The organism is Aquabacterium sp. (assembly GCF_041915145.1).
Taxonomy (GTDB): Bacteria; Pseudomonadota; Gammaproteobacteria; order Burkholderiales; family Burkholderiaceae_C; genus Aquabacterium.
This window is the reverse complement of sequence record NZ_JAYSBZ010000010.1, coordinates 35,976-60,686: the sequence shown is the minus strand read 5'-3', so window position 1 is coordinate 60,686 and position 24,711 is coordinate 35,976. Positions and strand designations below refer to the sequence as shown.

Genomic DNA, 24,711 nt, shown 5'->3' with positions numbered 1-24,711 from the left:
GGCAGCCAGCTCACCAACAAGTACGCCGAGGGCTACCCCGGCAAGCGCTACTACGGCGGCTGCGAGAATGTGGACGTGGTCGAGCAACTGGCCATCGACCGCCTGAAGGCCCTGTTCGGCGCCAACTTCGCCAACGTGCAGCCCAACTCGGGTTCGCAAGCCAACCAGGCCGTGTTCTTCGGCCTGCTGCAACCGGGCGACACCATCATGGGCCTGAGCCTGGCCGAAGGCGGTCACCTGACCCACGGCATGCCGCTCAATATGTCTGGCAAGTGGTTCAAGGTGGTGAGCTACGGCCTCGACGCCAAGGAAGACATCGACTACGACGCCATGGAGCGTCTGGCCCGCGAGCACAAGCCCAAGCTGATCATCGCCGGCGCGTCGGCCTTCGCCCTGCGCATCGATTTCGAGCGCTTCGCCAAGATTGCCAAGGAAATCGGCGCCTATTTCATGGTGGACATGGCCCACTACGCCGGCCTGATCGCTGCGGGCGTGTACCCCAACCCCGTGCCGCACGCCGATGTGGTGACCTCGACCACGCACAAGAGCCTGCGCGGCCCGCGTGGCGGCATCATCCTGATGAACAACGAAGATGTGGCCAAGAAGATCAACAGCGCGATCTTCCCGGGCATCCAGGGTGGCCCGCTGATGCACGTGATCGCCGCCAAGGCCGTCGCGTTCAAAGAAGCCGCCGGCCCCGAGTTCAAGGCTTACCAGCAGCAGGTGGTGAAGAACGCCGCCGCGCTGGCCGACACGCTCACCAAGCGCGGTCTGCGCATCGTCTCGGGCCGCACCGAAAGCCACGTGATGCTGGTCGACCTGCGCCCGAAGAACCTGACTGGCAAGGAAGCCGAGGCCATCCTGGGCGCCGCCCACATGACCTGCAACAAGAACGGCATCCCGAACGACCCGCAAAAGCCGATGGTGACCAGCGGCATCCGCCTGGGATCGCCGGCCATGACGACGCGCGGCTTCAAGGAAGAACAAGCCGTGATCGTGGGCAACCTGATCGCCGACGTGTTGGACAACCCGCACGACGAAGCCAACCTGGCCCGCGTGCGCGAGCAAGTGGCCAAGCTGACCCGCGACTTCCCGGTCTATCGCTGATCGACCCCGTGAGGTAGCATCCCGCAAGCCCGGCCCCGGTACCCACCGCGCGCCGGGCTTGTCGCATCTAGCCTGCCCAATCCGCCGCATCAGTTCGCCGCCCCATGCGTTGCCCTTTTTGCTCCAGCCACGACACCCAGGTCGTCGAAACCCGCGAGTCCGACGAGGGCGACGTGATTCGTCGGCGTCGGCGCTGCCAGGCCTGCGACAAGCGGTTCACGACTTACGAGCGCGCCGAAATCGATTGGCCGGCCATCGTCAAGCGTGACGGGCGGCGCACCGATTACGAGCGCGCCAAGCTCAAGGGCTCGATGATGGTGGCGCTGCGCAAGCGCCCGGTGAGCGCCGAGGCGCTCGACCAGGCCATCGAAGCCATCGAGGCCCGGCTGCGCCAATGCGGCGAGAAGGAAATCGACTCCACCCAGCTCGGCGAGTGGGTCATGAAAGAGCTGCGCAAGCTCGACAAGGTGGCCTACGTGCGCTTCGCGTCGGTCTACCGCAGCTTTGACGACGTCAGCGAGTTCGTCACGGCCATCAACGAAACGGGCCGCGCCCGCAAGCGCGACGCCTGACGCGCCCGCTGCGAGCGTTCGCCCGCTCCCCTGCGAAACCTCTCCAGGCCCCCTCACCTGAGGGGCTTTGACCCCCGATTCCGACAAACGGCCGCCGGACGGCGATCAGCGGAGCTGAACCGGCTCGTCCCGGCGATATCCTGCGCTCCCCTGGCGGGCTCGTCGCGTGAATTACGTCACACTTGGCGCCCGCTCCCATTCAAACGCGCCGAGTTCGCGACACCGTTGCGGCACCAGGCGCGCTTCGAGAGTCAACGAGCCCTGTGATGCACACCATGCGCCAGCAAAGCGGTTTCACCCTGATCGAGGTACTGGTCGCCGTTCTGATCCTGTCGATCGGCGTTCTGGGTGCTGCCGGCATGCAGTTCGCCGCCCTGCAGTCGAACAAGGAATCGCGCAACCAGGCCGTCGGCGTGCACTACGCGCAAGAGCTGGCTGAAAGAATCCGCGCCAACCGGTTGATCCTGACCACCACGCCCGGCGCCTACAACGTCGAGTGGAAGAGCAGCGACGGCGCCCCGTCGGCCAGCGTGAATTGCGCCTCCAGCGTGTGCGCCTCGCCCACCGACATCGCGCGCTGGGATCTCTTCGATGTCATCTCGCGCATCCGCCAGGACGACGGCCTGCCCGCCGCGATGCTGGTGGTGTGCCGCGACGACAACCCCTACGACGGCGACGGCGTCCCCAAGTGGGCGTGCTCGGGCAGCGGCACGCTGTTCATCAAGATGGGCTGGACCCAGACCTCGCTCGACAGCGGCGCGGGCGCCAGCGGCATCAGCAAAGGCCTGGTGCAAGCCAGCGTCAAGCCGTCCCTGATCTTCCCGGTGGGTGAATGATGATGAACCTGACTCCCTCTTTCGCGCGGCACGGCATATCGCGCACCCCGTCCAGCCCGACCCGTCAGCGGGGTCTGACGCTGGTCGAGCTGATGATCGGGCTGCTGCTGGCGCTGCTGGTCACATTGGCCGCCACCGCCGCCCTGATGGCCTCGCGCCAGGGCTTCTCGGCGGTGGATGCCACGTCGCAGTTGCGCGACAACGCGCGCTTCGCCAGCACACTCGTGCAGCGGGTAGTGGCGCAGGCGGGCTACCAGGATCATTCAACCCCGGGCGCGAAGCCGAATGGATCGAGATTCGGTGGCGCCACGCCGGTGCCTTTCGTCGAGGGGCAGGACGATACCGGCGTCACCATCCCGGCGACGGGGCCGAGCTACCAGAGCGGCAAAGGCGTGAATGGCAGCGATGTGCTGTCCGTACGCTTTCAAGGCTCCAGCCTGGCCACGCTGACGGCCGCCAATCCGGATGCGGGAGACGGTTCGATCATCGATTGCGCCGGCAATCCGCTGGGCAAGACCACCGGCCAACTCCCTGAAAGCATCTTGTATGTCGCGACCGGCACGGACGGCGAACCGTCGCTGATGTGCGGCTTCGTCAACCCGACCACGGGTCAATGGTCGGCTCAACCGCTGGTGCGCGGCGTCGAAACGCTGCAGGTGCGCTATGGCGTCGACTCCCCCAACGTGCCCCCCGGCACCAAGACCACCGACCTGCCGCAGACCTATCTGCCCGCCTCTGCCCTGCTGGCGCCGTCCAATCCGCAGCAGGAGTTGCTGAACTGGCAACGCGTGAAGGCCGTACGCATCGGCATGGTGCTGCGCGGGCCGGTCGGCTCGGCGCTGGTGCGCGGCCCGCAAGCGGCCAGCACGGCCTACCCGCTGGGCGAAACCATGCATGACGCCGGCGACAAGGGCTCCGAACTGCCCTACACCGGCGATGGTCGCCTGCGCCAGACCGTCACCTTCACCGTTTACCTGCGCAACCCGCAATCGTGATGAACGCCATGACCTCACGCTCCCGACATCCTTCGGCCTCGAGCCGCCAATCCGGCGTGTCGCTGATCATCGTGCTGATGATCCTGCTGGTGATCACCGTGCTCGGCGTGGGCGGCGCGCAACTCACCTTGCAAGCCGAGCGTGGCACGCGCGCCGACCGCGATGTCGAAATCGCCCACCAGGCAGCCGAGCAGGCGCTCACCGACGCCGAACTCGACATCACCAAGTTCCGCACCAACTTCTTCAAGCGCGACAACGACGTCGGCTTCGTGAAGGGCTGCTCGGCCGCCGCGGACAGCAAGGGGCTGTGCAAGCCGTCCGACGCCGGCGTGCTGCCCGTTTGGGCCACGGCCTTCGACGACGACTCGAAGACGGTGGCTTACGGCACCTTCACCAATCAGCTCCACGACTACTTCGGCCACGGCATCCAGTCGGCCCGCGAGCCGCGCTACATCATCGAGTCCACTCAGGACTCCGACTCCTGCGCGGCCGACGGCAGCGCCGATTTGCAGTCCGCCACGCTGCAGTTCACCTGCAAGGTGCTGCGCGTCACCGCCATGGGCTACGGCCCCAATCAGGACACCAAGGTCGTCCTGCAAACCGAATTCCGCTACGAGTAAGGCCCGCCATGCGACCCTCGATCTCTTTCGGCAAGACTCCGCTGTCCACCCGTCAACGCCTGCTGCGCTGGCTGGCTGCCCTGTCGGGCGCGGCCGTTGTCGGCGCGGTGATTGGCGGCGTGCCGCTCACGTCGGTGACGGGCGTCAACCTGCCGCCGGTTCAACTCGGCGGCGACCCGATGAACCTGCGCGGCGTCGCGGCCAAGCCCACCCTCACGCTGGCCTTGTCGGTTGAATTTCCGACCGTCGGCGCGGCCTACGTGAAGCAAGACAGCCCGAGCCTGGACGACACCTTCGACGCCACCAAGACCTATCTCGGTTACTTCGACTATCGCGGCTGCTACAGCTACGACGCCGCCAAACAGTACTTCACTCGCACCAAAGACGCCACCGCCACCAACCACACCTGCGGCGGCGACTCCTACAGCGGCAACTTCATGAACTGGGCCTCGGCCTCGGCCATCGACATCCTGCGCATGGGCCTGACCGGCGGCGACCGCTACATCGACGACGCGCAAACCACGGTGCTGCAACGCGCCGTGCTGCCTGGCGACTCGAACACCGACTACACCGAACCCTTCTACAACAGCGTCTACTTCCCGGCCAAGCAGTTGCCGGCTCGCTCGCCGGTGCTGAGCGGCGTGCTGCCCACCTCGGTGCTCAGCGGCTACAGCGGCAGCATCCACATCGCCAATTGCAGCAACAAGATCTTCATCGGCAAGGTCAGCGAAGGCTCGTGCTCTTCGCCGGGGCGCAACGCCAACATCCAGACCTTGTACGCCCGCGTGGCCGTGTGTGGCGACGCCAACGAGGCGGCCTCGCGCGAGACCTACCGCCCCGGCTACTGCACCCGCTACCCAAACGGGCAATACAAGCCCACCGGCAACCTGCAGCAGTACAGCGACAAGATGCGCGTCGCGGTTTTCGGCTACCTGCTGTCGAAAAGCCCGTCGCGCTACGGCGGCGTCCTGCGCGCCCCGATGAGCTATCTGGGCCAGAAGGACTTCGATGCCGATTACATGCAACTGGCTGCGGCCAACCGGTTCGCCGAATGGGACGCGAACACCGGCGTGTTCGTGAAAGACGCGCGCCAGTCCGGCTTCGAATACAGCGGCGCCATCAACTACATCAACCGCTTTGGCCGCTCGGGCATCTACGAGCGCTACGACGCGGTCAGCGAGCTGTATTACGAAAGCCTGCGCTATCTGCAAGGCCTGCCGCCGACCCCCGATGCGGCCACCGGCGTGAGCACGGCTCCGTCCACAGATCCGCTCGATCTGAAAGACGGCTTCCCGGTCTACAACCTCAACACCAGCCCGGCGACGCCGCAGCAAGGCTGGGCCGACCCGCACCCGGCCAGCACCAAGCTCAAGAGCTACGCCTGCGTGAAAAACAACATCGTCACCATCGGCGACGTGCACACCCACTACGACAAACAGGTTCCGGGCAACTCGCGCTCCGACGACCACGACATGGCTCGCCGCGCGAACAACTCGGCCAACGAGCCCGACTTCGCCTACTGGACCAGCGTCGTGGGCGCATTCGAAGAGGGCGCGAGCCTGTCGTACACCGACGGCGCCGGCCGCACGCAGAGCACGGCGACGCCAGCCAACCCGGTGGACTCCCGGCTACCGCTGAGCGGCATCGCCGGCATGGACGCCCCGCTCGACAGCGGCGACAACAACAGCTACTACATCGCCGGCATGGCCTACTGGGCGCACACCCACGACATCCGCCCCACCACGGGCTGGACGGACGGCGCCACCAAGGGCCGGCCCGGCATGCGCGTCACCACCTACACGATCGACGTGAACGAGCGCGCCGACCAGACCGACCCGGCCGTGCATCGCAACAACCAGTACTTCCTGGCCGCAAAGTACGGCGGGTTCGACGACTACAGCAGCGCAAGCAGCAACGGCGCCACCATCAGCGGCGACCAAGGCAATCCCTTCGTCACCAAGGCCGCCGACGCCGGCGCGACCCCCGACCCCAACGACAGCTGGCAGCGCTCCACGCCCCGGAAATCACTGGAGGCGCGCAACTACTTCCTGGGCAACGAAGCCGCCACGATGCTGGCATCGCTCGACAAGATCTTCCAGGACGTGGCGCGCAACGCCGGCAGCGTGGTGGGCAACCTGGCGGTCGATTCACGCCGCGTGGCTGAAACCCAATCGATCTACCAGGGGCGCGTCGACCCGATGAACTGGACGGGCGACGTCATCAGCTACAAGATCGCCGACGTCAGCAACACCACCGGATTCGACCTCGGCAAGGCCAACTGGAGCGCCGCCGATCAGCTCGACAAGCGCACCGCGCCGCGCAACATCGTGATTGGCGTCCAGACCGGCAGCACCACCTCGGCCCTCAATTTCACCTGGGCCGACGTCTCCACCAACGCCGACTACGTGAAGGCCTTCGAGAAATCGCCCGACGACCCCACCGGGCAGACTTTCGACAGCGCGTCGGTGGCGCAAGACCGCGTCAACTACCTGCGCGGCGACCGCTCGAAGGAGTCGACCGTCAACGGCTTCCGCCCTCGGCCGTCCATCAAGGGCTTGCTGGGCGACATCGTGAACTCGAGCGTCGTCTTCATGGGCTCGCCCACCCGCTCGATCAGCGACATCAGCTATGAATCCTTCCTCGCGGCGCATCAGGATCGCAAGGTGGTGTTCGTGGGCGCCAACGACGGCATGCTGCACGCGTTCGATGCCGGCAACGGCAACGAACTGTTCGCCTACATCCCGAGCTGGGTGGCCCCCAAGCTGAATGCCCTGACCTCGAACAAGTACACCCACGAAAGCTACGTCGATGCCACCCCCACGGTGTCCGAAGCCTTCATCGGCGGCAGCACCAACGACTGGCGCACCGTGCTGGTAGGCGGCACGGGAGCCGGTGGCCAGGGTGTGTACGCGCTGGACGTGACCGACCCGGCCTCCAGCTTTACCACCCGCAACGTGATGTGGGAGTTCACCGACGCGGATGACGCCGATCTGGGCAACGTCGTCGGCCGCCCACGCATTCTCAAGCTCAAGGTCGGCGGCAACGACAAGTGGTTCGCCGTCGTCGGCAGCGGCGTCAACAACTATGTTGACGACGGCCATGCCAGCGCCAATGGCAACCCGGCGATCTTCCTGCTCGACCTGAGCAAGAAGCCGTCCGACCCGTGGAGCCTGAACCACAACTACTACAAGGTGTTGCTGCCGAAGAACAGCTCGGCCAACATCGCCACGGGTGTTCTCAACATCAGCGCCGTCACCGATTCGGACCGCGCCGCCATCACCCTGTATACCGGCGACCTGCACGGCCAACTCTGGAAGATCGACGTCAGCAGCGCCGCGCAATTGAGCCAGCTTGCGCCGCAACGAGTATTCGAAGCCACGCATGGCGGCACGCCCCAGCCGATCTCGTCGGCCCCGGCGCTGTTCCGCGTTGAAGGCAGCATCGTCGCCGTGTTCGGCACCGGCAAGATGCTGGAAGCCAGCGACCGCGAACCGGGCGCCAGCGGCTTCCCCGTCCAGTCGGTGTACGCGGTGTTCGACGGCAGCACTTCGAGCCAACGCACGCTGACGCCGGCCGACCTGAAGAAGCTCGATGTGACCGACTCCACCTGGCTGGGCGCCGATTTCAGCTGGGGCATCCCGAGCAGCGACCCGCAAGCGCCCCAGGTCTACGCCGGCTGGTATTTCGATTTCCCGTCCGGCACATCCACCGGCGAACGTCAGGTCGGCATGCTGCTGTCGCTCCCGGGTACGGTGGTCTTCAACACGCTCATGTCAACGAGCGATGGCTGCGCGTCGGGTGGCTCGTCATCGGCGTCGTACACCTTGTCGCTCTTTACCGGGGGCGGCTCGCGCATCGTGATCGACCGCGTCCTGGCCGACCCGCTCGCCCTTGAAGGCGCCACGACCATCGACGCCGCCGCGAACAACCGCAGCGCGGAAGGCACCAAGGAAGTCACCATCAAGGACTGCACGGCCGATTCGTGCAAAGACCGCAGCGTGAAGCTCTCGCGCCGCCTCAACCGCATCAGCTGGCACGATCTGGCGAACTTTGAAGAGATCCGCAATCGCAAGACCCAGTAACCGAGCAACCATGGCAACCCCTCAAACCTCTCGCGGATTCACGCTGATCGAGCTGATGGTCACGGTGGCGATCGTCGCCATCCTCACCGCCATCGCCTACCCCGCGTATCACCAATACGTGCTCAAGGGCCGGCGTGCCGAAGGCCGCGCGGCCCTCACGGCTGTGCTGCAGCAGCAAGAGCGCTACTACACCCAGTTCGGCAAGTACTACATCTCGACCAGCGACAGCGACAACGGCCCCTTCAAGGCCTACTCGGGCGACAACCTCGGCAGCAGCGCCTACACCCTGACCAGCAGCTTGTGCGCCGACAACCTGACCGCAGCAGAATGCGTGCAGATCACCGCCACCCCGACGCACCACGACGACCCCGAGGCCGGCAACCTCAGCATCAACAGCGTCGGCCCGACCCGCACCTGCAGCGGCACCAACAAGAGCATCTGCTGGAAATGACCCCCATGCGACACCCCAAGCGCCCCGCCCCGCTGACCGCCAGAGGCTTCACCCTGATCGAGTTGCTGGTGGTGATGGCCTTGCTGGGCATCCTGGTCACCCTGGCGGCGCCGAGCTTCTTGCAATTCCAGCGCAACTCGCGCTTGCGCACGGTCAGCATGTCGCTCAGCTCGGCCATCACGGCCGCGCGCTCCGAAGCGATGAAACGCCAGCGCTTCACCTTCGTCATGCCACGCAATGGCGATTGGAATGCGGGGTGGGACGTCTTCGTCGACATGGACAACGACTTCACGCTCACCGCCGCCGACGTCAAGATCGGCAGCCAGGGCGACCCGGCCGACCAATCTGAAAAGCCCTCGGACCTGGGGGTCACCGTCAAATCCGCCTTGCCCAACGGCGTGAACTACATCATGTTCAGCGGCTCGGGCTTCCCGCGCACCACGGCCGGCGCCTTTCTGGCCAGCACTTTCACGATGAGCATCGCCGGCTCCGGCGACACCAAGCGCAGCGTGATCCTGGCCAACACCGGCCGACTGCGCGTCTGCGACCCGAGCAAGGACGCCGACTGCAAGGACGCCAGCAATTGACGCTGGCGAGCACCTTCGCAATCGTGACCCCACATCTGCCGTGACGCCCTACGCCGACCTGACCCACATGCGCCGCGCGCTCGAGCTGGCGCAGCGCTCCATTGGCCTGTCCGACCCCAATCCGCGCGTCGGCTGCGTCATGGTCACCACCGACGGCCGCACCATCGAAGGCCATACCCAGCAGGCCGGCTCGGCGCATGCCGAAGCCCACGCGATCCAGTTGGCCCAGGCACAAGGCATCTCGCTGCGCGACGCCTCGGCCTACGTCACGCTGGAGCCCTGCTCGCACTTCGGCCGCACCCCGCCGTGCGCCGATGCCCTGATCGCGGCCGGTATCCGCCGGGTGGTCGTGGCAGCCGGCGACCCCAATCCGCTGGTCGCCGGGCAAGGCATCGCCCGGCTGCGCGCCGCCGGCATCGAGGTCATCACCGACCTGCTGTCCGGCGAGGCCCGCGAACTCAACATCGGATTCTTCTCGCGCATGGAGCGTGGTCGCCCCTGGGTGCGACTCAAGGTGGCCGCGTCGATCGACGGGCACACGGCTCTGCCCGACGGCACCAGCCAGTGGATCACCAGCACCAGTGCCCGCAGCGACGGCCAGCGCTGGCGAGCCCGCGCCAACGGCATCCTCACCGGCATCGGCACCGTGCTGGCCGACGACCCCCGGCTGGACGTGCGCGAGCAGCCCGTGCGGCACCAGCCGCTGCGCGTGGTGCTCGACTCGCAATGGCGCACGCCACCACAAGCGCGGCTGCTGGCCGCCCCTGGCCAGGCGCTGATCGTGGGCGCGACCGCAGACGCGGCCCGCCAGCACGCGCTGCAATCGGCCGGCGCCGACGTGCTGGCGCTCTGCGGCGGCGACGCCCACGTCGATCTGCCGGCACTGCTGACCGAACTGGGGCGCCGCGGCATCAACGAACTGCACGTCGAGGCGGGTGCCTCGCTCAACGGCGCCTTGATCCGCGCCGGCCTGGTCGACGAATACCTGCTCTATCTGGCCCCCAAGCTGCTGGGCAGCGGCCGCGGCATGTGGGCCACCGGCACCCCTGCCAGCCTGGCCGAGGCCCCGACCCTGCGGTTCACCGAAGTCACGCAGATCGGCCCCGACCTGCGGATCCTGGCGCGCCCGACGACGTGATCCAGCCGGACGGTGCCCGGCCACCGTGCGGTTAACACAGATTTCATCCGGGTAACAACCGAGTCGTCAGCCCCCGGCCGCCTACAATCCGGGGAATGCCTATCTCCCCTGTTCCTGAGCTGATCGCCGAGCTGGCCGCCGGCCGCATGGTCATCCTCGTTGACGAAGAAGACCGCGAAAACGAAGGCGATCTCGTCTTGGCTGCCGACCACGTCACGCCTGAAGCCATCAACTTCATGGCACGTTTCGGTCGCGGCCTGATCTGCCTCACCCTGACGCGCGAACGCTGCGAGCGCCTGCAACTGCCGCCCATGGCCACGCGCAACGGCACCAAGCACGGCACGGCCTTCACGGTGTCGATCGAAGCCACCGAAGGCGTCACCACCGGCATCTCGGCCGCCGACCGCGCCCGCACCGTGGCCGCCGCCGTGGCGCGCGATGCCAAGCCGCCCGACCTCGTGCAGCCCGGGCACATCTTCCCGCTGCAAGCGCAAGACGGCGGGGTGCTGATGCGCGCCGGCCATACCGAAGCCGGCTGCGACCTGACCCGCATGGCCGGGCTGACACCCGCCTCGGTGATCTGCGAGATCATGAAGGACGACGGCACCATGGCCCGCCTGCCCGATCTCGAAGTGTTCGCGCAGGAGCACAACATCAAGATCGGCACCATCGCCGACCTGATCGAATACCGCAGCCGCAACGAGTCGCTGATCCAGCGCATCGGCCAGCGCACGCTGCAAACGGCTCAAGGCCCCTTCGAGGCGCAAGCCTTCAAAGACCGCACCGGCGGCATCCACCTGGCCCTCACGCTGGGCCAATGGGCGCCCACCGACGAGGTGCTGGTGCGCGTGCACGAGCCGCTGTCCATCATGGACGTGCTCGACGCCGACAACCGCCAGCATTCCTGGCCGCTGCCCAAAGCCCTGGCCGCCTTGCGCGACGCCGGGCGCGGCGTGGCGGTGCTGCTCAACTGTGGCGAAGACGCCGCCGCCGTGATCGGGCACTTCCTGCCACCCGAAGAACGCCCGGCAACGCGCACGCAGACCGACTTGCGCACCTACGGCGTGGGCGCGCAGATTCTGCGCACCCTGGGCATCCACCGCATGCGCCTGCTCGGCAGCCAGCGCCGCATGCCGAGCATGGTCGGCTACGGGCTGGAGGTGACCGGTTTCATCTCGCCCGACGACTCCATCACCAACCAATAACCAAGGACCCTCATGCAAGGCGCTGACAAGGGTCAATCGACCCCCTTGAATGGCGAGGATCTGCGCATCGGCATCGTGCAGGCTCGCTTCAACGCGGCCATCACGCAAAAGCTGGCCGACAGCTGCATCGACGAACTCGGCAAGCTGAGCGTTCCCGCCAAGCACATCGTCCACGTGACCGTGCCCGGCGCGCTCGAAGTACCCATCGCGCTGCAAGCCATGGCCGAGAGCGACGATTTCGACGCCCTGGTGGCGCTGGGCTGCATCATCCGCGGCGAAACCTACCACTTCGAGCTGGTTGCCAACGAAAGCGGCGCGGCCGTGACGCGCGTGTCGCTCGACAGCCAACTGCCCATCGCCAACGCGATCCTGACCGTCGAGAACGAAGATCAGGCCTGGGCCCGCGCCGAAGAAAAAGGCCGTGACGCCGCGCGAGTCGCCGTCGAAATGGCCAACCTGCTGGAAGACCTCTCGTGAACGCCGACGCCAAGACCCCGGAGACGCCGGACGCTGAAGCCCGATCCAGCCGCCCGACCAAGACCGCCGGCCCGGCAGGCAAGCCGCGCCAGAAGTCAGCCCGCCGTCGTTCACGCGAATACGCTTTGCAAGGTTTGTATCAGTGGCTCATCGCCGGCACCGACGCCAGCGCCATCGAGGCCCACCTGCGCGAGCAGGACGAATTCGGTAAATGTGACCGCGCCCACTTCGACGCGCTGCTGCATGGCTGCATCAACGAGGCCGCCCAGCTCGACGCCGTGCTGACGCCCCATCTCGACCGCCCCACTGCCGAGCTCTCGCCGGTGGAGCACGCGGTGCTCTGGATCGGCGCCTACGAGCTCACGCACTGCCTCGACGTGCCTTACAAAGTGGCGATCAACGAGTCGGTCGAACTGGCCAAGAGCTTTGGCGGCACCGACGGGCACAAATACGTGAACGGCGTGCTCGACCAATCGGCCAAGGTGCTGCGGCCTGCCGAGGTCGAAGCCGCCAAGACACGCCGCTGAAATCACCCGTCGTGACCCCGGAGGGCGCCAAAGAGTGCCCTCCTTCCCCACTGAAGATGTAACTGGGGCCTTGGTTCGTGCCTTTTTTCGCGCTTGCGAAGGGCATGGGTTGCCATAAGCTTTGCAAAGTTGCTCTGGAACCATCTATCTGTGACCACCGCCGCCGATACCGCGCCGCCTGATCGCCTGCCGCCGCCCACCCAACCCGGGGCGGACAGCATGCCGTGGGACGACCAGGAAACCCGCGCCATGACGCGGCCGATGCCGGACATTCCACCGGCCGTGCCACCCAACACGCGACCCGAAGGCCTGCCGACCATCGGGCACATCGGCCGCTACGCGCTGAAGTACTGCATCGGCGAAGGTGGGCTGGGCACGGTGTACGCCGCCCACGACCCGCTGCTGTCGCGGCTGATTGCGATCAAGACGCTGAACGTCGATATTCCCGCTGATTCGCGCGACACGTTCAACGATCTGTTCCTGAACGAAGCCAAGGCTGCAGGCCGGTTGAGCCACCCGCACATCGTGACCGTGTTCGACGCCGGCATCAGCCCGCAAGGCGCCTACATCGCGATGGAGCTGCTCAAGGGCAAGGATCTGCGCCAGCTGATGAAAGACGGCTGGCGCCCGACCCCGGCGCAGGCCGCGCTGATCGTGCGCCGCGTGGCCGACGCCTTGGCCTACGCCCACAGCAAGGGCGTGGTGCACCGCGACATCAAGCCGGCCAACATCTTCATGATCGGCCGCACCCAGCCTCGCGTGCTCGACTTCGGCATCGCCCGGGTGGCCCAGCAGCGCGATTCGCGGCTGCGCAGCGCCGATGGCGCACCGACCACGCTGGCCCCGCTGGAGGTGCTGGGCGGCTCGCCCTACTACATGGCCCCCGAGCAGGTGCGGCAAGAGCCCGTCGATCGCCGGGCCGACGTGTATTCGCTGGGCGTGGTGCTCTACGAGCTGCTGACCGGGCAACGCCCCTTCGACGGCGACACCATGCTCGACATCACCGAGGCCGTGCTCAACAAGCAGGCTCCGCCGGCGCACGAGCTCAATCCGCAAGTACCCAAGGAGCTCGCCGAGATCACGGCGCGCGCCATGCTGCGCAACCGCGAGCATCGCACCCACTCGGCCCGCGCCTTGTCACGCGAGCTGCGCCAATGGCTCGACACCCTCTCGCCCGATGCGCTGCGCGACCCCGCGCCGCCGCCGTCGCGCCGTCCTTGGTGGTGGGCGCTCGGCGGCCTGGTGGCCGTGGCCGCGGTGGTGGGGCTGGCGAGCTGGCGTCAAAGCGTCAAGCACCCGGCGACCGCCGCACCGGCCTCGGCTGCAACCGCCGTGCAGGCACTGCCTGCCCCCGCGCCCTCCCCGGCGCCGACCGCCTCACCTGCGTTGGCTGCTGTCGAGCCGGCTTCGGCGGCCTCGGTCGCGGCAGCGGCTTCATCTGCTGATGGCGTCGTGTCGATGACGGCAAGCGCGCCCGCCGAAGCGTCGGCTGCGTCTGGCGCCGCGCCAGCCCGACTGTTGGCAGCCGAGCCCAAAGAAACCCGCGAGGCCAAACGCGCCCGCGAGCGCGAAGCCAAAGCCAAGCAAGCCGCCGCGCGCGCGAGCGCCGCTGCCGCCAAACCAGCCGCCCCCGCCACCGGCACTGTGCAGGTCGCCGTCAGCCCCTGGGGGCAGATCGAGGTGGACGGCACCAGCATGGGCACCGCCCCGCCCTTGAATCAGCTCACCCTCTCCGAGGGACGCCACACCATCACGATCCGCAACGACGCCTTTGCGCCCCACGTGCAAACCGTCAACGTCGAGGCCGGTCAGACCATCAACATCAAGCATCGTTTCGGACCATGAACCACGCCTTCAACCTTGTGCGACGCGGCCGCATCGCCGCGCTGGCTCTGCTGACCATCGGCTCGCTGCTCGGCTGCGCTCAACCGCAAGCTCCCGTAGTGGGCGTGATGGACCTGACCGACCGGCCAGCCGAAAAGGCCTTGCTCAGCGGCTTGCGGGCGTATGACGACGGCCAGTACCCCGAGGCCGAAAAGCAGTTCGGCGCGGCCCTGCAGGCCGGGTTGGCCTCGCCACGCGACAAGGCGGCGGCGCACAAGTATCTGGCGTTCATCTACTGCAGCACGCAGCGCACTGGCGCCTGCGAAGTCGAGTTCCGTGCCGCCAAGGAAGCGGATTCGAGATTTGCCCTAAGCAAGTCCGAAGCCGGCCACCCGATGTGGGGGCCGGTGTACCGCAAGGTCTTCCCAGCCGGGCAATAAGTCTGCCCAACAGCCGGGGCCGTGACCCGGCGCTGGATCAGACCGTTCGCACCACCAGCCGCAACGCGTCGCTCAAGGCCCAAGCCTGGGCCTCCTCGTCCAGCAGATACACCGTGCGCGGATTGCTGCGTGCCCAGCGGGTGGCGATGTCCAGCCGGGCGTTGCGGCCCGAATGGGTGAGCGACACCGCATCGCGCTCGATATCGACCCGCGAGTGGCACAGCACGATGGCCAGACGCAAGCACAGCACCTGCCACACGAAGGGCTCGCTCGCCAGCTTCAGCTCAAGCTTGCGCAAGCTGCCCCGCTGCCCCAGCACCAGGTCGGCCAGCCGCCGCTGCTGAGACTGGGAGAAGCCTGCCGCGTCGACGTGCCCCAGCAAGTAGGCGCTATGCCGGTGGTGGTCATGGTGCGACACCATCATGCCGATCTCGTGCAACGCTGCGGCCCAACCCAGCTCGCGCGTCGACTCGTCGGCCACCTGCCCGGCCGGCAGGCGCGACACCTTCGGCGCGGTGATGGCATACAGCGACTTGGCCAGCTTGCGCACGCGGTCGGCTTGGGCGAGATCGACGCCGAAGCGCAACTGCATGTCGCGCACCGCGTCGTCGCGCGCGTCGTGCGGCCGGTTGCGGCGAGCGGATTCGAGTCGCGATTCGAGATCGAAGATCACGCCTTGCCGCAAGGCGCCGCGCGCCGGGTGCAGGGCCTCGATGTCGAAATGCACCGCCAGGGTGTAGAGGATGCACAAGCCGCCCGCCAACACGGCGCGGCGATCGGGCTTGAGGCCCGGCAGATTCAGCGCGTCCTGCCGCCCGGCGATCAGGCATTGCTCGATGCACCAACGCAGACCAGCGGGCGTGATCGCGCCATCGGTCACGCCATTGGCCGCCAGCAGTTGCGACACCGCGCCCACCGTGCCCGAAGCCCCCAGGGCTTCTTTCCAGTTGGCGCGTGCGAACGGCACCAGCGCCTCTTCGAGCTCGGCGCCCGCTGCCACCTGCGCGGCGCGAAAGGCCGCCTCGGTGTAGCGCCCCTCCGGAAAGAAGCGCATCGACAGGCTCACGCTGCCGACCTGGAAGGACTCGGCCATGCGCGCCGTGCGCCCGTGGCCGAGGATCATCTCGGTGGAGCGCCCGCCGATGTCGATCACCAGGCGCGGCAAGGTGGTCGGCTGCAGCCGCGCCACCCCGGTGTAGATCAGGCGGGCTTCTTCGCGCCCCGTGATCACCTCGATCGGGTAGCCGAGCACCGCTTGAGCGCGCAGCAGAAAGTCGTCACGGTTGCGGGCCTCGCGCAGCGTCTGGGTGGCCACGGCCCGCACGTGGCTGTGCGCAAAGCCTTTCAGGCACTGGGCAAAGCGCGCCAGGCAAGCCAGCCCACGCTCGGCAGCCTCTTCGGTGAGATGGCCCTGGGCATCGAGCCCGCCACCGAGTCGCACGGTTTCCTTGAAGTATTCGATGCGCTTGTACTTGCCACCTTGCAATTGCGCGATTTCGAGTCGAAAGCTGTTCGACCCGATATCGATGGCGGCGAGCAGATCGGGAGGCGTCTTGGAGTCTGGAGCGAGCGTCACGGATGCGGCGTGTCTTGGGGGAGGAGAACGGCATTGTCGGCGCAAAACATGTCGATCTGATGTGATCCGGCGCAGGCGGGCCGGGCGCCGTGCTTGACAGGATTGCTAAGATTTCATGACTCGCGCCAGCGCCTTCACGCCCGGCGCTTTTTTTGTTTGACAGGCCCCCATGACGCTGCTCTACATCATCCTCGCCACCTTCGCTGGCGGCGCCCTGTCGGTGGGGGTCGCGGCCGGTTTGTCGAACGCCTTGCTCGGCGCCGTGGTACGCCACCTGGTAAGCCTGTCGACCGGCGTGCTGCTGGGCACCGCCCTCATCCACACGCTGCCCGAGGCCTTCGAGAGCCACACCGACCCGCGCAGCCTGTTCCTGACGCTGCTGCTGGGCCTGCTGTTTTTCTTCCTGCTCGAAAAGGCCGAGCTGTATCGCCACGGCCACCACCACGAGCACGATCACCACCATCACCACCACGGCTTCGACGCCGAGCAGGCCGGGCGTGGCGGCTGGAGCGTGCTGCTGGGCGACAGCATCCACAACTTCTGCGACGGCGTGATCATTGCCGCGGCCTTCTTGTCGGACACCCACCTGGGCATCGTCACCGCCACGGCCATCATCGCGCACGAAATTCCGCAGGAGGTGGGCGACTACATCGTGCTGATCAACGCCGGCTTCACGCGGGGTCGAGCACTGATGTTCAACGCCATTTCGGGTGCATCAGCAATCGTGGGCGGGGTGCTGGGCTACTTCCTGATCCGGCCGTGGCAATCGGCCCTGCCCTACATGATGGTGATCGCGGCCAGCAGCTTCATCTACGTGGCCGTGGCCGACCTGATCCCGCAGTTGCAGCAGCGCCTGACCTTGCGTGAAACCGCCCAGCAGATCGCCTGGCTGGCCGCCGGCCTGGTCACGATCGGCTCGCTCGTGCACTTCATGCACTGAGCCCGGGCCATCAACCTGAGCCGATCAGCCCTTGGCCACCGGGCGTGCGGGGTCGGCGCTCCACTCGCTCCAGGAGCCCGGATACAAGCCCGCTCCGGGCAGGCCGGCCACATGCATCGCCAGCAGGTTGTGGCAGGCCGTGACGCCTGAGCCGCACGAGTGAACCATCTCGGTCACGGGCCGCTCGCCCAGCAAGGCTGAGAACTCGGCGCGCAAGGTTGCTGCCGGTTTGAAACGCCCCTCGACCAGGTTCAGTTGGAAGAACCGATTCAGCGCCCCGGGGATGTGCCCGGCCGCCGCATCCAGCGGCTCGACCTCGCCGCGGTAGCGCTCGGGCGCTCGCGCGTCGACGAGGCACACCGCGCCCAAACGGGCTTGCAGGGCCAGCGCATCAAGGGTGGGCATCAAGGTGGGTCGCTCGGGATAGGGCCCGGCATCGACCACCGCCGCTGCCGCGCCGCCCTCCACCGCGCCACCTGCAGCCTGCCATGCGGCCCAGCCGCCATCGAGCACGACCACGTCGTCATGACCCAACCAGCGCAGCATCCACCACAAGCGCGCGGCAAACATGGCGCCTTGGCGGTCGTAGACCACCACACGCGTCTGCGGCCCGATGCCCCAGCCGCCCACGGTGGCGGCAAAGCGCTCGCGGGCCGGCAGCGGGTGGCGGCCATTGCGACCCGTCTTGGCGCCGCACAGGTCGGCATCGAGATCGGCGTATCGCGCACCGGGCACATGGCCCTGCTCGAAGGCGCGGCGGCCGGACTGCGCGTCCTGCAGGTCGAAGCTGGCATCGAGCACCACGAGTTGGGACTCGGTTGAGTTCAAGCAGGACCACAGCTCGGCAGCGGAAAGCAGGGGGGACGCATCGATCATGGGGCAACCTCGCTGGATGACGTGAGTGGCGGCGCCGGAAAGCGCGTGGCGGCCATGCCTGCCGCCACGATCAAGACCATGCCGAGCACGCCGTCCACCCCGATGGACTCGTTGAAGAACAGCATGCCGAACAACGCGGCGTGAACAATACCAAGGTACTGCAAATTGGCGTTGACCAGCGCGCGGCCCGTGGCATAGGCCCGGGTCATCAACAACTGCGCCAGCGTGGCGAACGCGCCCACGCCGATGAGCTCCAGCCATGCCAGCGCGGGTGTGTCGCCCGATGCCGACGGCGCCAGCCACGCGCCGGACGCCAACCAGATCACCGCGCCCAGCAGCGTGCCCATCAGCGAAAAATAGAACACCACGCGCACCTCGGGCTCGCCGGCCCGCCCCAGCGCGGACACCTGCAGATAGGCCAGCGCGGCGAGCATGCCCGAGGCCACGCCGAGCAGGCCGACGCCAATCTGGTCGCGCGCAATCGTGGGATGCAGCACCAGGCCCACGCCCACAAAGCCCACCGCCACGGCAGTCAGCAGTCGCGGGTCGACCCGCCGCCCGCCCGCCAGCCAGGCCCGCAGCACCAGATACACCGCCATCCAGACCGACGACATGTAGTTGAGCGTCACGGCGGTCGCCAGCGGCAGCCGGCCCATGCAGTAGAACCACAGCGCCAGCGCGGCCACCCCAGCCAGCCCGCGCTTGATGTGCAAGGCCGGCACGGTGGTGCGCAAGCTGGTGCGCGACGCGTGGGCGATGAACGCCATCATCACCGCGCCAATCAGGCCACGCGCGGCCACCACCGTGGCGGTGCTGAAGTGCACCGAGGCCAGCTTGACGCACACGCCCATGCAGGCGAACAGCAGCGTCGCCAGCACCATCTGCGTGTGAGGAGAAAAACGGGGGGTGGTGAATCTGGACATGTTTGCACGAACCCGCGAGACCCCGCAACCGCCTTGGATCCGGCTTGGCCGGTCCAACGGCGGTGCCCCCTGGGGGGCGCGCGTCAAGCGCGTAGGAGGGGCATCCGGCTCCTGTACCACTCGTGGAAGTGCTGCATGCCGTCTTCCATCGGGCTTTGATACGGCCCGACCTCGTTGTCGCCGCGGTCGAACAGCGCCTTGCGGCCAGCGTCCATGCGCTCGCCGATCTCGTCGTCCTCGATGCAGGTCTCCATGTAGGCCGCCTGCTGCGCCTCGACGAACTCGCGCTCGAAAGCCACGATCTCTTCGGGGTAGTAGAACTCGACCACGTTGAGCGTCTTCTGCGTGCCCTGCGGGTACATGTTCGACACCACCAGCACGTGCGGATACCACTCGACCATCATGGTCGGGTAGTAGGTCAGCCAGACCGCGCCCTGCGAAGGCTTCTCGCCATTGCGGTACTTCAGCAGCACCTCGCGCCACTTCTTGTAGATGTCGGAGCCGGGGCGGTCGAAGGTGGCGGCCACGCCCACGGTTTGCACCGAGTACTCCTGGGCCATGTCCCAACGCAGGTCGTCGCAGGTCACGAAGTTGCCGAGGCCGGGGTGGAAGGGGCCGACGTGGTAGTCCTCGAGGTAGACCTCGATGAAGGTCTTCCAGTTGTAGTTGCACTCGTGCAACTCAACCTTGTCGAGCACGTAGCCGTCGAAGTTCAGGTCGCCGCCCGGTTTGAAGCGCGCGTCGATGCCTGCCAGATCAGCGGCGATGTCGCGGCCGTTGTCCTCGAACAGCAAGCCGTTCCAGTTGCGCAGCTTGTAGTTGTTGAGGTTCAGGCAGGGGTCGTGATCGAAGTGCGGCGCGCCGATCAGCTGGCCGCTGAGGTTGTATGTCCAGCGGTGCAGCGGGCAGACGATGTTGCTGCGCGACGCCCCCACGCTACCGCGACCCTTGAGCATCACGGCCTGGCGATGGCGGCAGACGTTCGAGATGAGCTCGATGCCCTGCGGCGTGTGCACCAGGGCACGGCCTTCGTTTTCTTGGGGCAGCGCGTAGTAGTCGCCTACCTCGGGCACCACGAGTTCGTGGCCGAGGTAGCGAGGGCCGGACTGAAAGATGCGAGCGAGCTCCTGCTGGTAAAGGGCCTCGTCGAAATATGACGAAACGGGCAGTTGGCTACGGCTACGCTCAAGCGATTTCAGTGCGGTGCTCAGGTCGGACATGATCCCCAGGATCTCCAAAAACCAATGTCGCCAACCACCATCCTGCGGCAAGCCCGGTTGCGGGAAACGGCGAATCGGGGATTCTACCTGCGCCCCCATGCAGGCCGAGCCGCGCCACCCACCCCTGCGCCAGCCGCTGCCGAGGTTGCCCAGGCCATCGCCCGAATCGCGTCCATTCGGGATTCTCAAATTCGCGAGCACCACCGCCTCAGCCCAACTAAAATGCACAGCTTTTTCGCGCATTGCGCCTTGGAGTCATGGCCAAGCCCAGCTCAACCAGCCCAGCGTCAGCACCGCCCACCCCCGAGCCCGCCAGTTACGAGGTGGCGCTCGACGAACTGGAGCGTCTCGTGAACCGCATGGAATCCGGCCAGCTCCCCCTCGATCAGCTGCTCGACAGCTACAAGCGCGGAGCCGAGTTGCTCAACTTCTGCCGCAGCCGCCTGCAGGCCGTCGAGAACCAGGTCAAGGTGCTCGAAGACGGTCAGCTGAAGAACTGGAACCCACCCGCATGAGCCTGTCGGCCGAATTTCAAGCCTGGATGACCCGCGAGCTGGCCGAGGTCGAAGCGTGCCTCGACGCCTGGGTGCAGGCCGACGCCCCCGCCGGCCTGGGCGAAGTGATGCGCTACGGCGTGCTCGACGGCGGCAAGCGCCTGCGCGCCCTGCTGGTGCTGGCCGCGGCGCAAGCCGTGCATGGCCAGCGCGACGCCGCCTTGCGCGCGGCAGCCTCGGTTGAACTGATCCACGCCTACTCGCTGGTGCACGACGACATGCCCTGCATGGACAACGACGTGCTGCGCCGGGGCAAGCCCACCGTGCACGTCCAGTTCGGCGAGGCGCAAGCCATGCTCGCTGGCGACGCCATGCAGGCGCTGGCTTTCGAGGTGCTGACGCCCGATGTCACCGAAGTCCCGGCCGCATTGCAAGCCACGCTGTGCCGCCTGCTGTCGCGCGCTGCGGGGCAAGCCGGCATGGCGGGCGGCCAGGCCATCGACCTGGCCAGCGTCGGCCAGGACCTGAACGAAGCCACGCTGCGCGACATGCACCGCCGCAAGACCGGCGCCCTGCTGCAAGCCAGCGTGCTGATGGGCGCCGCCTGCGGTGACGCTGACGCCCCCGCGTGGCAGGCCTTGTCGGACTACGGCGCAGCGGTCGGTCTGGCCTTCCAGGTGGTGGACGACATTCTCGACGTGACCCAGGGCTCCGACACGCTGGGCAAGACCGCCGGCAAGGACGCCCACCACGGCAAGCCGACGTACGTGTCGCTGCTTGGCCTCGATGGCGCCCGCGACGAAGCCGACGCGCTGCTGGCCCAGGCCCTCGCGGCGCTCGAGCGCAGCCAGCTGGCCGACACCACCAGCCTGCGCGCCCTGGCTGAACGCGTGGTGAGCCGCGACAACTGATATGCCCAACGACATGATGAACCACCCGCTGCTGTCCACCATCGACTCGCCGGCCGACCTGCGCAAGCTGTCGCGCTCCGAGCTGCAGCAGCTCGCCACCGAGCTGCGCGACTACGTGCTGCACAGCGTCTCGCGCACGGGCGGCCACCTGTCGTCCAACCTGGGCACCGTCGAGCTGACCGTGGCGCTGCACTACGTGTTCAACACGCCGCACGACCGCCTGGTGTGGGACGTGGGCCACCAGACCTATCCGCACAAGATCCTCACCGGCCGGCGCGACCGCATGGCCAGCCTGCGCCAGTGGGGCGGCATCAGCGGCTTCCCGCGTCGCGACGAAAGCGAGTACGACACCTTCGGCACGGCGCACTCGTCCACGTCGATCTCGGCCGCGCTGGGCATGGCGATGGCCGCCAAGCTCAAGGGCGAGTCGCGCAAGGCGGTGGCGATCATCGGCGACGGCGCCATGACGGCCGGGATGGCGTTCGAGGCGCTCAACAACGCGGGCTTTCCACACAACGGCATGCACGCCGACATGCTGGTCGTGCTCAACGACAACGACATGTCGATCTCGCCGCCGGTGGGCGCGCTGAACCGCCACCTCGCGCGGTTGATGTCCGGCAAGTTCTACGCCACCGCGCGCGAAAGCGCCAAGAACGTGCTGCGCAACACCCCGCTCTACGAGCTGGCCAAGCGCTTTGAAGAACACACCAAGGGCATGGTCGTGCCGGCCACGATCTTCGAAGAATTCGGCTTCAACTACGTCGGCCCGATCGACGGCCACGACCTCGACAGCCTGATCCCCACGCTCGAAAACCTGCGCGACCGCTCGGGCCCGCAGTTCCTGCACGTGGTCACCAAGAAGGGCTACGGCTACAAGCTGGCCGAAGCGGACCCGATCACTTACCACGGCCCGGGCAAGTTCAACCCGGCCGAGGGCATCAAGAAGGCCGCCCCCGGCAAGCCCAGCTTCACCCAGGTGTTTGGCGACTGGCTGTGCGACATGGCCGAGCAGGACGTGCGCCTGATCGGCATCACCCCCGCCATGCGCGAGGGTTCGGGCATGGTCGAGTTCGAGCAGCGCTTTCCGGGCCGCTATCACGACGTCGGCATCGCCGAGCAGCATGCGGTCACGTTCGCCGCCGGGCTGGCCTGCGAAGGGCTCAAGCCCGTGGTCGCGATCTACTCGACCTTCTTGCAGCGGGCCTACGACCAGCTCATCCACGACGTGGCCATCCAGAACCTGCCCGTGGTGTTTGCGCTCGATCGCGCGGGCGTCGTCGGCGCCGACGGCGCCACGCACACGGGTGCGTTCGACATCGCCTTCGTGCGCTGCGTGCCGAACATGGCCATGCTGGCCCCGGCCGACGAAAACGAGTGCCGCCAGGCGCTCTACACGGCCTACCAGCACGATGGCCCGACCTGCGTGCGCTACCCGCGTGGCGCCGGCGTCGGCACCGAAGTGCAGCGCGAGATGACCGCCCTGCCCTGGGGCCGCGCCGAGCTGCGCCGCACCGGCACCAGCAAGCGCATCGCGATCCTCGCCTTCGGCCCGCTGCTCTACCCTGCCCTGCGGGTGGCCGAGCAACTCGACGCGACCGTGGTCAACATGCGCTTCGTCAAGCCGCTGGACGCCGAAATGGTCAGCGAAATGGCCCGCACGCACGACGCGCTCGTCACCCTGGAAGAAGGCTGCCTGCCCGGCGGCGCCGGCAGCGCGGTGGCCGAGGCCCTGGCGGCCGCCGGTCTGACCACTCCGCTGCTGATGCTCGGCCTGCCCGATGAATTCGTCGAGCACGGCGACCCGGCCAAGGTGCTGAGCCACTGGGGGCTGGACGCCAGCGGCATCGAGCAATCGATCCGCGCGCGGTTTGCCGACCTGCTGGCGCACAGCGCCGCCGCTTGAGCGCCTCGCCCGTGACGTCGTACCGACTTGGCCCCGCCGCCCGCAAGGATGCGACAGACGTGCGATGCTTGAACCCGCTTGAAGACGCTGCCCGGCTCTCGGCAGCCGCCCAATGAGATTCGCTGGATGAACGACCACACCTTGCCTCCTTTGCTCAACCACATCCCCGACACGCAAAGCGAGCGTGACGAACGGCACATGGCGATCCAGCGCGTGGGCGTGCGCGACCTGCGCTACCCCATCCAGGTGCGCGTGGGCGCCGGTGCTGGCGAAGTCAGCCACTCGGTCGCCACCTGGTCGCTCGACGTGGCCCTGCCGGCCGAACGCAAGGGCACGCACATGTCGCGCTTCGTGGCCTGGCTCGACAAGCTCGACCGCCCGCTCGAAGCCGCCACGCTGCGCGCCGAAATGGCCGCCATGCTCGAACTGCTGCACGCCACCGAGGGCCGCATCGAGGCGCGCTTTCCGTTTTTCATTCGCAAACAGGCGCCGGTATCGGGCGTGAGCAGCCTGCTCGATTACCAAGGTGCCTGGATCGTCGAAGCCCGCGCCGGCCAGACCAGCGTATGGGCCGAGATCGTGGCGCCGGTGAAGTCGCTGTGCCCGTGCTCGAAAGAAATCTCTGACTACGGCGCGCACAACCAGCGCTCGCACGTCACCATCCGCGCCGAGTTGCTGGCAGACATCGGCTGGCACGAACTGGTGCGCTTTGCCGAAGAATCTGCTTCCAGCGAGATCTGGGGCCTGCTCAAGCGCCCCGACGAAAAGTGGGTGACCGAGCGGGCCTACGAAAACCCGAAGTTCGTCGAAGACCTGGTGCGCGACGTCGCCCTGCGCCTGAACGCCGAGCCGCGCATCGGCCGCTACCAGGCCACGGTCGAGAACTTCGAGTCGATCCACAACCACTCGGCTTTTGCCGTGATCGAGCGCGGGTAATCCCCTCGAAACCCCGCCACCTCAGGCACGCCCCGCCTGCTCGGCGGGGCGGCCTCACAACGACGCCAGCG

At 67.2% G+C, this 24,711-nt stretch carries 23 protein-coding genes; 19 read left to right on the top strand and 4 right to left on the bottom strand.

What is annotated here, in order from left to right:
* From glyA to ACE3SS_RS03425, 14 genes are all read left to right on the top strand, one after another.
* A partial coding sequence (gene glyA, locus ACE3SS_RS03490) for a serine hydroxymethyltransferase (protein WP_374591420.1) occupies positions 1-1,107 on the top strand: 1,107 nt, incomplete at its 5' end.
* 104 nt (positions 1,108-1,211) lie between these two features.
* Entirely contained in the window at positions 1,212-1,679 is a 468-nt protein-coding gene (gene nrdR / locus ACE3SS_RS03485; protein ID WP_374591418.1) for a transcriptional regulator NrdR, read from the top strand.
* Positions 1,680-1,945: 266 nt separating this feature from the next.
* Complete coding sequence (gene pilV / locus ACE3SS_RS03480) at positions 1,946-2,515, top strand: type IV pilus modification protein PilV (protein WP_374591416.1); 570 nt, start codon at positions 1,946-1,948, stop codon at positions 2,513-2,515.
* A complete protein-coding gene (locus tag ACE3SS_RS03475) occupies positions 2,515-3,510 on the top strand; it encodes a PilW family protein (RefSeq protein WP_374591414.1) in 996 nt (331 codons plus the stop codon). Before pilV ends, ACE3SS_RS03475 begins: the two co-directional genes overlap by 1 nt.
* 8 nt (positions 3,511-3,518) lie before the next feature.
* On the top strand, positions 3,519-4,130 hold the full coding sequence (locus ACE3SS_RS03470; protein ID WP_374591412.1) for a PilX N-terminal domain-containing pilus assembly protein: 612 nt from the start codon (positions 3,519-3,521) through the stop codon (positions 4,128-4,130).
* A gap of 8 nt (positions 4,131-4,138) precedes the next feature.
* Positions 4,139-8,212, top strand: a complete 4,074-nt coding sequence (locus ACE3SS_RS03465) for a pilus assembly protein (RefSeq protein WP_374591410.1) — start codon at positions 4,139-4,141, stop codon at positions 8,210-8,212.
* Between the two features lie 10 nt (positions 8,213-8,222).
* Positions 8,223-8,663: a type IV pilin protein gene (locus tag ACE3SS_RS03460; protein WP_374591408.1), complete on the top strand. Its 441-nt coding sequence runs from the start codon at positions 8,223-8,225 to the stop codon at positions 8,661-8,663.
* Between the two features lie 5 nt (positions 8,664-8,668).
* Positions 8,669-9,250: a GspH/FimT family pseudopilin gene (locus ACE3SS_RS03455; RefSeq protein ID WP_374591406.1), complete on the top strand. Its 582-nt coding sequence runs from the start codon at positions 8,669-8,671 to the stop codon at positions 9,248-9,250.
* Between the two features lie 40 nt (positions 9,251-9,290).
* Complete coding sequence (gene ribD / locus ACE3SS_RS03450) at positions 9,291-10,388, top strand: bifunctional diaminohydroxyphosphoribosylaminopyrimidine deaminase/5-amino-6-(5-phosphoribosylamino)uracil reductase RibD (protein WP_374591404.1); 1,098 nt, start codon at positions 9,291-9,293, stop codon at positions 10,386-10,388.
* Between the two features lie 95 nt (positions 10,389-10,483).
* A complete protein-coding gene (ribBA, locus tag ACE3SS_RS03445) occupies positions 10,484-11,593 on the top strand; it encodes a bifunctional 3,4-dihydroxy-2-butanone-4-phosphate synthase/GTP cyclohydrolase II (RefSeq protein WP_374591402.1) in 1,110 nt (369 codons plus the stop codon).
* 12 nt (positions 11,594-11,605) lie between these two features.
* Positions 11,606-12,070 carry a 6,7-dimethyl-8-ribityllumazine synthase gene (gene ribH, locus ACE3SS_RS03440; RefSeq protein ID WP_374591400.1) on the top strand — a complete coding sequence of 155 codons (465 nt, stop codon included), beginning with the start codon at positions 11,606-11,608 and terminating at the stop codon, positions 12,068-12,070.
* Positions 12,067-12,597: a transcription antitermination factor NusB gene (gene nusB / locus ACE3SS_RS03435; RefSeq protein ID WP_374591398.1), complete on the top strand. Its 531-nt coding sequence runs from the start codon at positions 12,067-12,069 to the stop codon at positions 12,595-12,597. Before ribH ends, nusB begins: the two co-directional genes overlap by 4 nt.
* Before the next feature lie 150 nt (positions 12,598-12,747).
* The gene (locus tag ACE3SS_RS03430; RefSeq protein WP_374591396.1) at positions 12,748-14,442 is read left to right on the top strand and encodes a serine/threonine-protein kinase; all 1,695 of its coding nucleotides are present in this window, start codon (positions 12,748-12,750) and stop codon (positions 14,440-14,442) included.
* Positions 14,439-14,861 carry a TssQ family T6SS-associated lipoprotein gene (locus tag ACE3SS_RS03425; protein WP_374591394.1) on the top strand — a complete coding sequence of 141 codons (423 nt, stop codon included), beginning with the start codon at positions 14,439-14,441 and terminating at the stop codon, positions 14,859-14,861. Before ACE3SS_RS03430 ends, ACE3SS_RS03425 begins: the two co-directional genes overlap by 4 nt.
* A 37-nt stretch (positions 14,862-14,898) precedes the next feature.
* Here the strand turns inward: ACE3SS_RS03425 and ACE3SS_RS03420 are convergent, their stop codons facing one another.
* Positions 14,899-16,437: an exopolyphosphatase gene (locus ACE3SS_RS03420; protein WP_374591392.1), complete on the bottom strand. Its 1,539-nt coding sequence runs from the start codon at positions 16,435-16,437 to the stop codon at positions 14,899-14,901.
* A gap of 169 nt (positions 16,438-16,606) precedes the next feature.
* Here ACE3SS_RS03420 and ACE3SS_RS03415 point away from each other — a divergent pair, with 169 nt between their 5' ends.
* Positions 16,607-17,377 carry a ZIP family metal transporter gene (locus tag ACE3SS_RS03415; RefSeq protein WP_374591390.1) on the top strand — a complete coding sequence of 257 codons (771 nt, stop codon included), beginning with the start codon at positions 16,607-16,609 and terminating at the stop codon, positions 17,375-17,377.
* Between the two features lie 24 nt (positions 17,378-17,401).
* On the opposite strand, the gene ACE3SS_RS03410 is transcribed toward ACE3SS_RS03415, so the two are convergent.
* The 3 genes from ACE3SS_RS03410 to ACE3SS_RS03400 all read right to left on the bottom strand — a co-directional run bounded on the left by ACE3SS_RS03410 (position 17,402) and on the right by ACE3SS_RS03400 (position 20,396).
* Entirely contained in the window at positions 17,402-18,253 is an 852-nt protein-coding gene (locus ACE3SS_RS03410) for a sulfurtransferase (RefSeq protein WP_374591388.1), read from the bottom strand.
* Positions 18,250-19,176, bottom strand: a complete 927-nt coding sequence (locus ACE3SS_RS03405; protein ID WP_374591386.1) for a DMT family transporter — start codon at positions 19,174-19,176, stop codon at positions 18,250-18,252. The genes ACE3SS_RS03410 and ACE3SS_RS03405 overlap by 4 nt, the downstream gene beginning before the upstream one ends.
* Positions 19,177-19,259: 83 nt before the next feature.
* On the bottom strand, positions 19,260-20,396 hold the full coding sequence (locus tag ACE3SS_RS03400; protein WP_374591384.1) for an aromatic ring-hydroxylating dioxygenase subunit alpha: 1,137 nt from the start codon (positions 20,394-20,396) through the stop codon (positions 19,260-19,262).
* 257 nt (positions 20,397-20,653) lie between these two features.
* Here ACE3SS_RS03400 and ACE3SS_RS03395 point away from each other — a divergent pair, with 257 nt between their 5' ends.
* The 4 genes from ACE3SS_RS03395 to folE2 all read left to right on the top strand — a co-directional run bounded on the left by ACE3SS_RS03395 (position 20,654) and on the right by folE2 (position 24,640).
* Complete coding sequence (locus ACE3SS_RS03395; RefSeq protein WP_374591382.1) at positions 20,654-20,911, top strand: exodeoxyribonuclease VII small subunit; 258 nt, start codon at positions 20,654-20,656, stop codon at positions 20,909-20,911.
* A complete protein-coding gene (locus ACE3SS_RS03390; RefSeq protein ID WP_374591380.1) occupies positions 20,908-21,801 on the top strand; it encodes a polyprenyl synthetase family protein in 894 nt (297 codons plus the stop codon). Before ACE3SS_RS03395 ends, ACE3SS_RS03390 begins: the two co-directional genes overlap by 4 nt.
* 13 nt (positions 21,802-21,814) lie before the next feature.
* Positions 21,815-23,704 (top strand): 1-deoxy-D-xylulose-5-phosphate synthase, encoded by a 1,890-nt coding sequence (gene dxs, locus ACE3SS_RS03385; RefSeq protein WP_374591378.1) that lies wholly within the window; start codon positions 21,815-21,817, stop codon positions 23,702-23,704.
* Between the two features lie 126 nt (positions 23,705-23,830).
* Entirely contained in the window at positions 23,831-24,640 is an 810-nt protein-coding gene (gene folE2, locus ACE3SS_RS03380) for a GTP cyclohydrolase FolE2 (protein WP_374591376.1), read from the top strand.
* The last annotated feature ends 71 nt before the right edge of the window (positions 24,641-24,711 follow it).

Excerpts from the sequence above, each read along its gene's own strand:
- ACE3SS_RS03390 (WP_374591380.1), top strand. The coding sequence starts at position 20,908 with ATGAGCCTGTCGGCCGAATTTCAAGCCTGGATGACCCGCGAGCTGGCC.
- ACE3SS_RS03475 (WP_374591414.1), top strand. The coding sequence starts at position 2,515 with ATGATGAACCTGACTCCCTCTTTCGCGCGGCACGGCATATCGCGCACC.
- ACE3SS_RS03410 (WP_374591388.1), bottom strand. The coding sequence starts at position 18,253 with ATGATCGATGCGTCCCCCCTGCTTTCCGCTGCCGAGCTGTGGTCCTGC.
- ACE3SS_RS03460 (WP_374591408.1), top strand. The coding sequence starts at position 8,223 with ATGGCAACCCCTCAAACCTCTCGCGGATTCACGCTGATCGAGCTGATG.
- ACE3SS_RS03405 (WP_374591386.1), bottom strand. The coding sequence starts at position 19,176 with ATGTCCAGATTCACCACCCCCCGTTTTTCTCCTCACACGCAGATGGTG.
- ACE3SS_RS03455 (WP_374591406.1), top strand. The coding sequence starts at position 8,669 with ATGCGACACCCCAAGCGCCCCGCCCCGCTGACCGCCAGAGGCTTCACC.
- ACE3SS_RS03465 (WP_374591410.1), top strand. The coding sequence starts at position 4,139 with ATGCGACCCTCGATCTCTTTCGGCAAGACTCCGCTGTCCACCCGTCAA.
- ACE3SS_RS03425 (WP_374591394.1), top strand. The coding sequence starts at position 14,439 with ATGAACCACGCCTTCAACCTTGTGCGACGCGGCCGCATCGCCGCGCTG.
- pilV (WP_374591416.1), top strand. The coding sequence starts at position 1,946 with ATGCACACCATGCGCCAGCAAAGCGGTTTCACCCTGATCGAGGTACTG.
- ACE3SS_RS03470 (WP_374591412.1), top strand. The coding sequence starts at position 3,519 with ATGACCTCACGCTCCCGACATCCTTCGGCCTCGAGCCGCCAATCCGGC.
- ribBA (WP_374591402.1), top strand. The coding sequence starts at position 10,484 with ATGCCTATCTCCCCTGTTCCTGAGCTGATCGCCGAGCTGGCCGCCGGC.
- ribH (WP_374591400.1), top strand. The coding sequence starts at position 11,606 with ATGCAAGGCGCTGACAAGGGTCAATCGACCCCCTTGAATGGCGAGGAT.
- folE2 (WP_374591376.1), top strand. The coding sequence starts at position 23,831 with ATGAACGACCACACCTTGCCTCCTTTGCTCAACCACATCCCCGACACG.
- nrdR (WP_374591418.1), top strand. The coding sequence starts at position 1,212 with ATGCGTTGCCCTTTTTGCTCCAGCCACGACACCCAGGTCGTCGAAACC.
- dxs (WP_374591378.1), top strand. The coding sequence starts at position 21,815 with ATGATGAACCACCCGCTGCTGTCCACCATCGACTCGCCGGCCGACCTG.
- ACE3SS_RS03395 (WP_374591382.1), top strand. The coding sequence starts at position 20,654 with ATGGCCAAGCCCAGCTCAACCAGCCCAGCGTCAGCACCGCCCACCCCC.
- ACE3SS_RS03400 (WP_374591384.1), bottom strand. The coding sequence starts at position 20,396 with ATGTCCGACCTGAGCACCGCACTGAAATCGCTTGAGCGTAGCCGTAGC.
- ACE3SS_RS03415 (WP_374591390.1), top strand. The coding sequence starts at position 16,607 with ATGACGCTGCTCTACATCATCCTCGCCACCTTCGCTGGCGGCGCCCTG.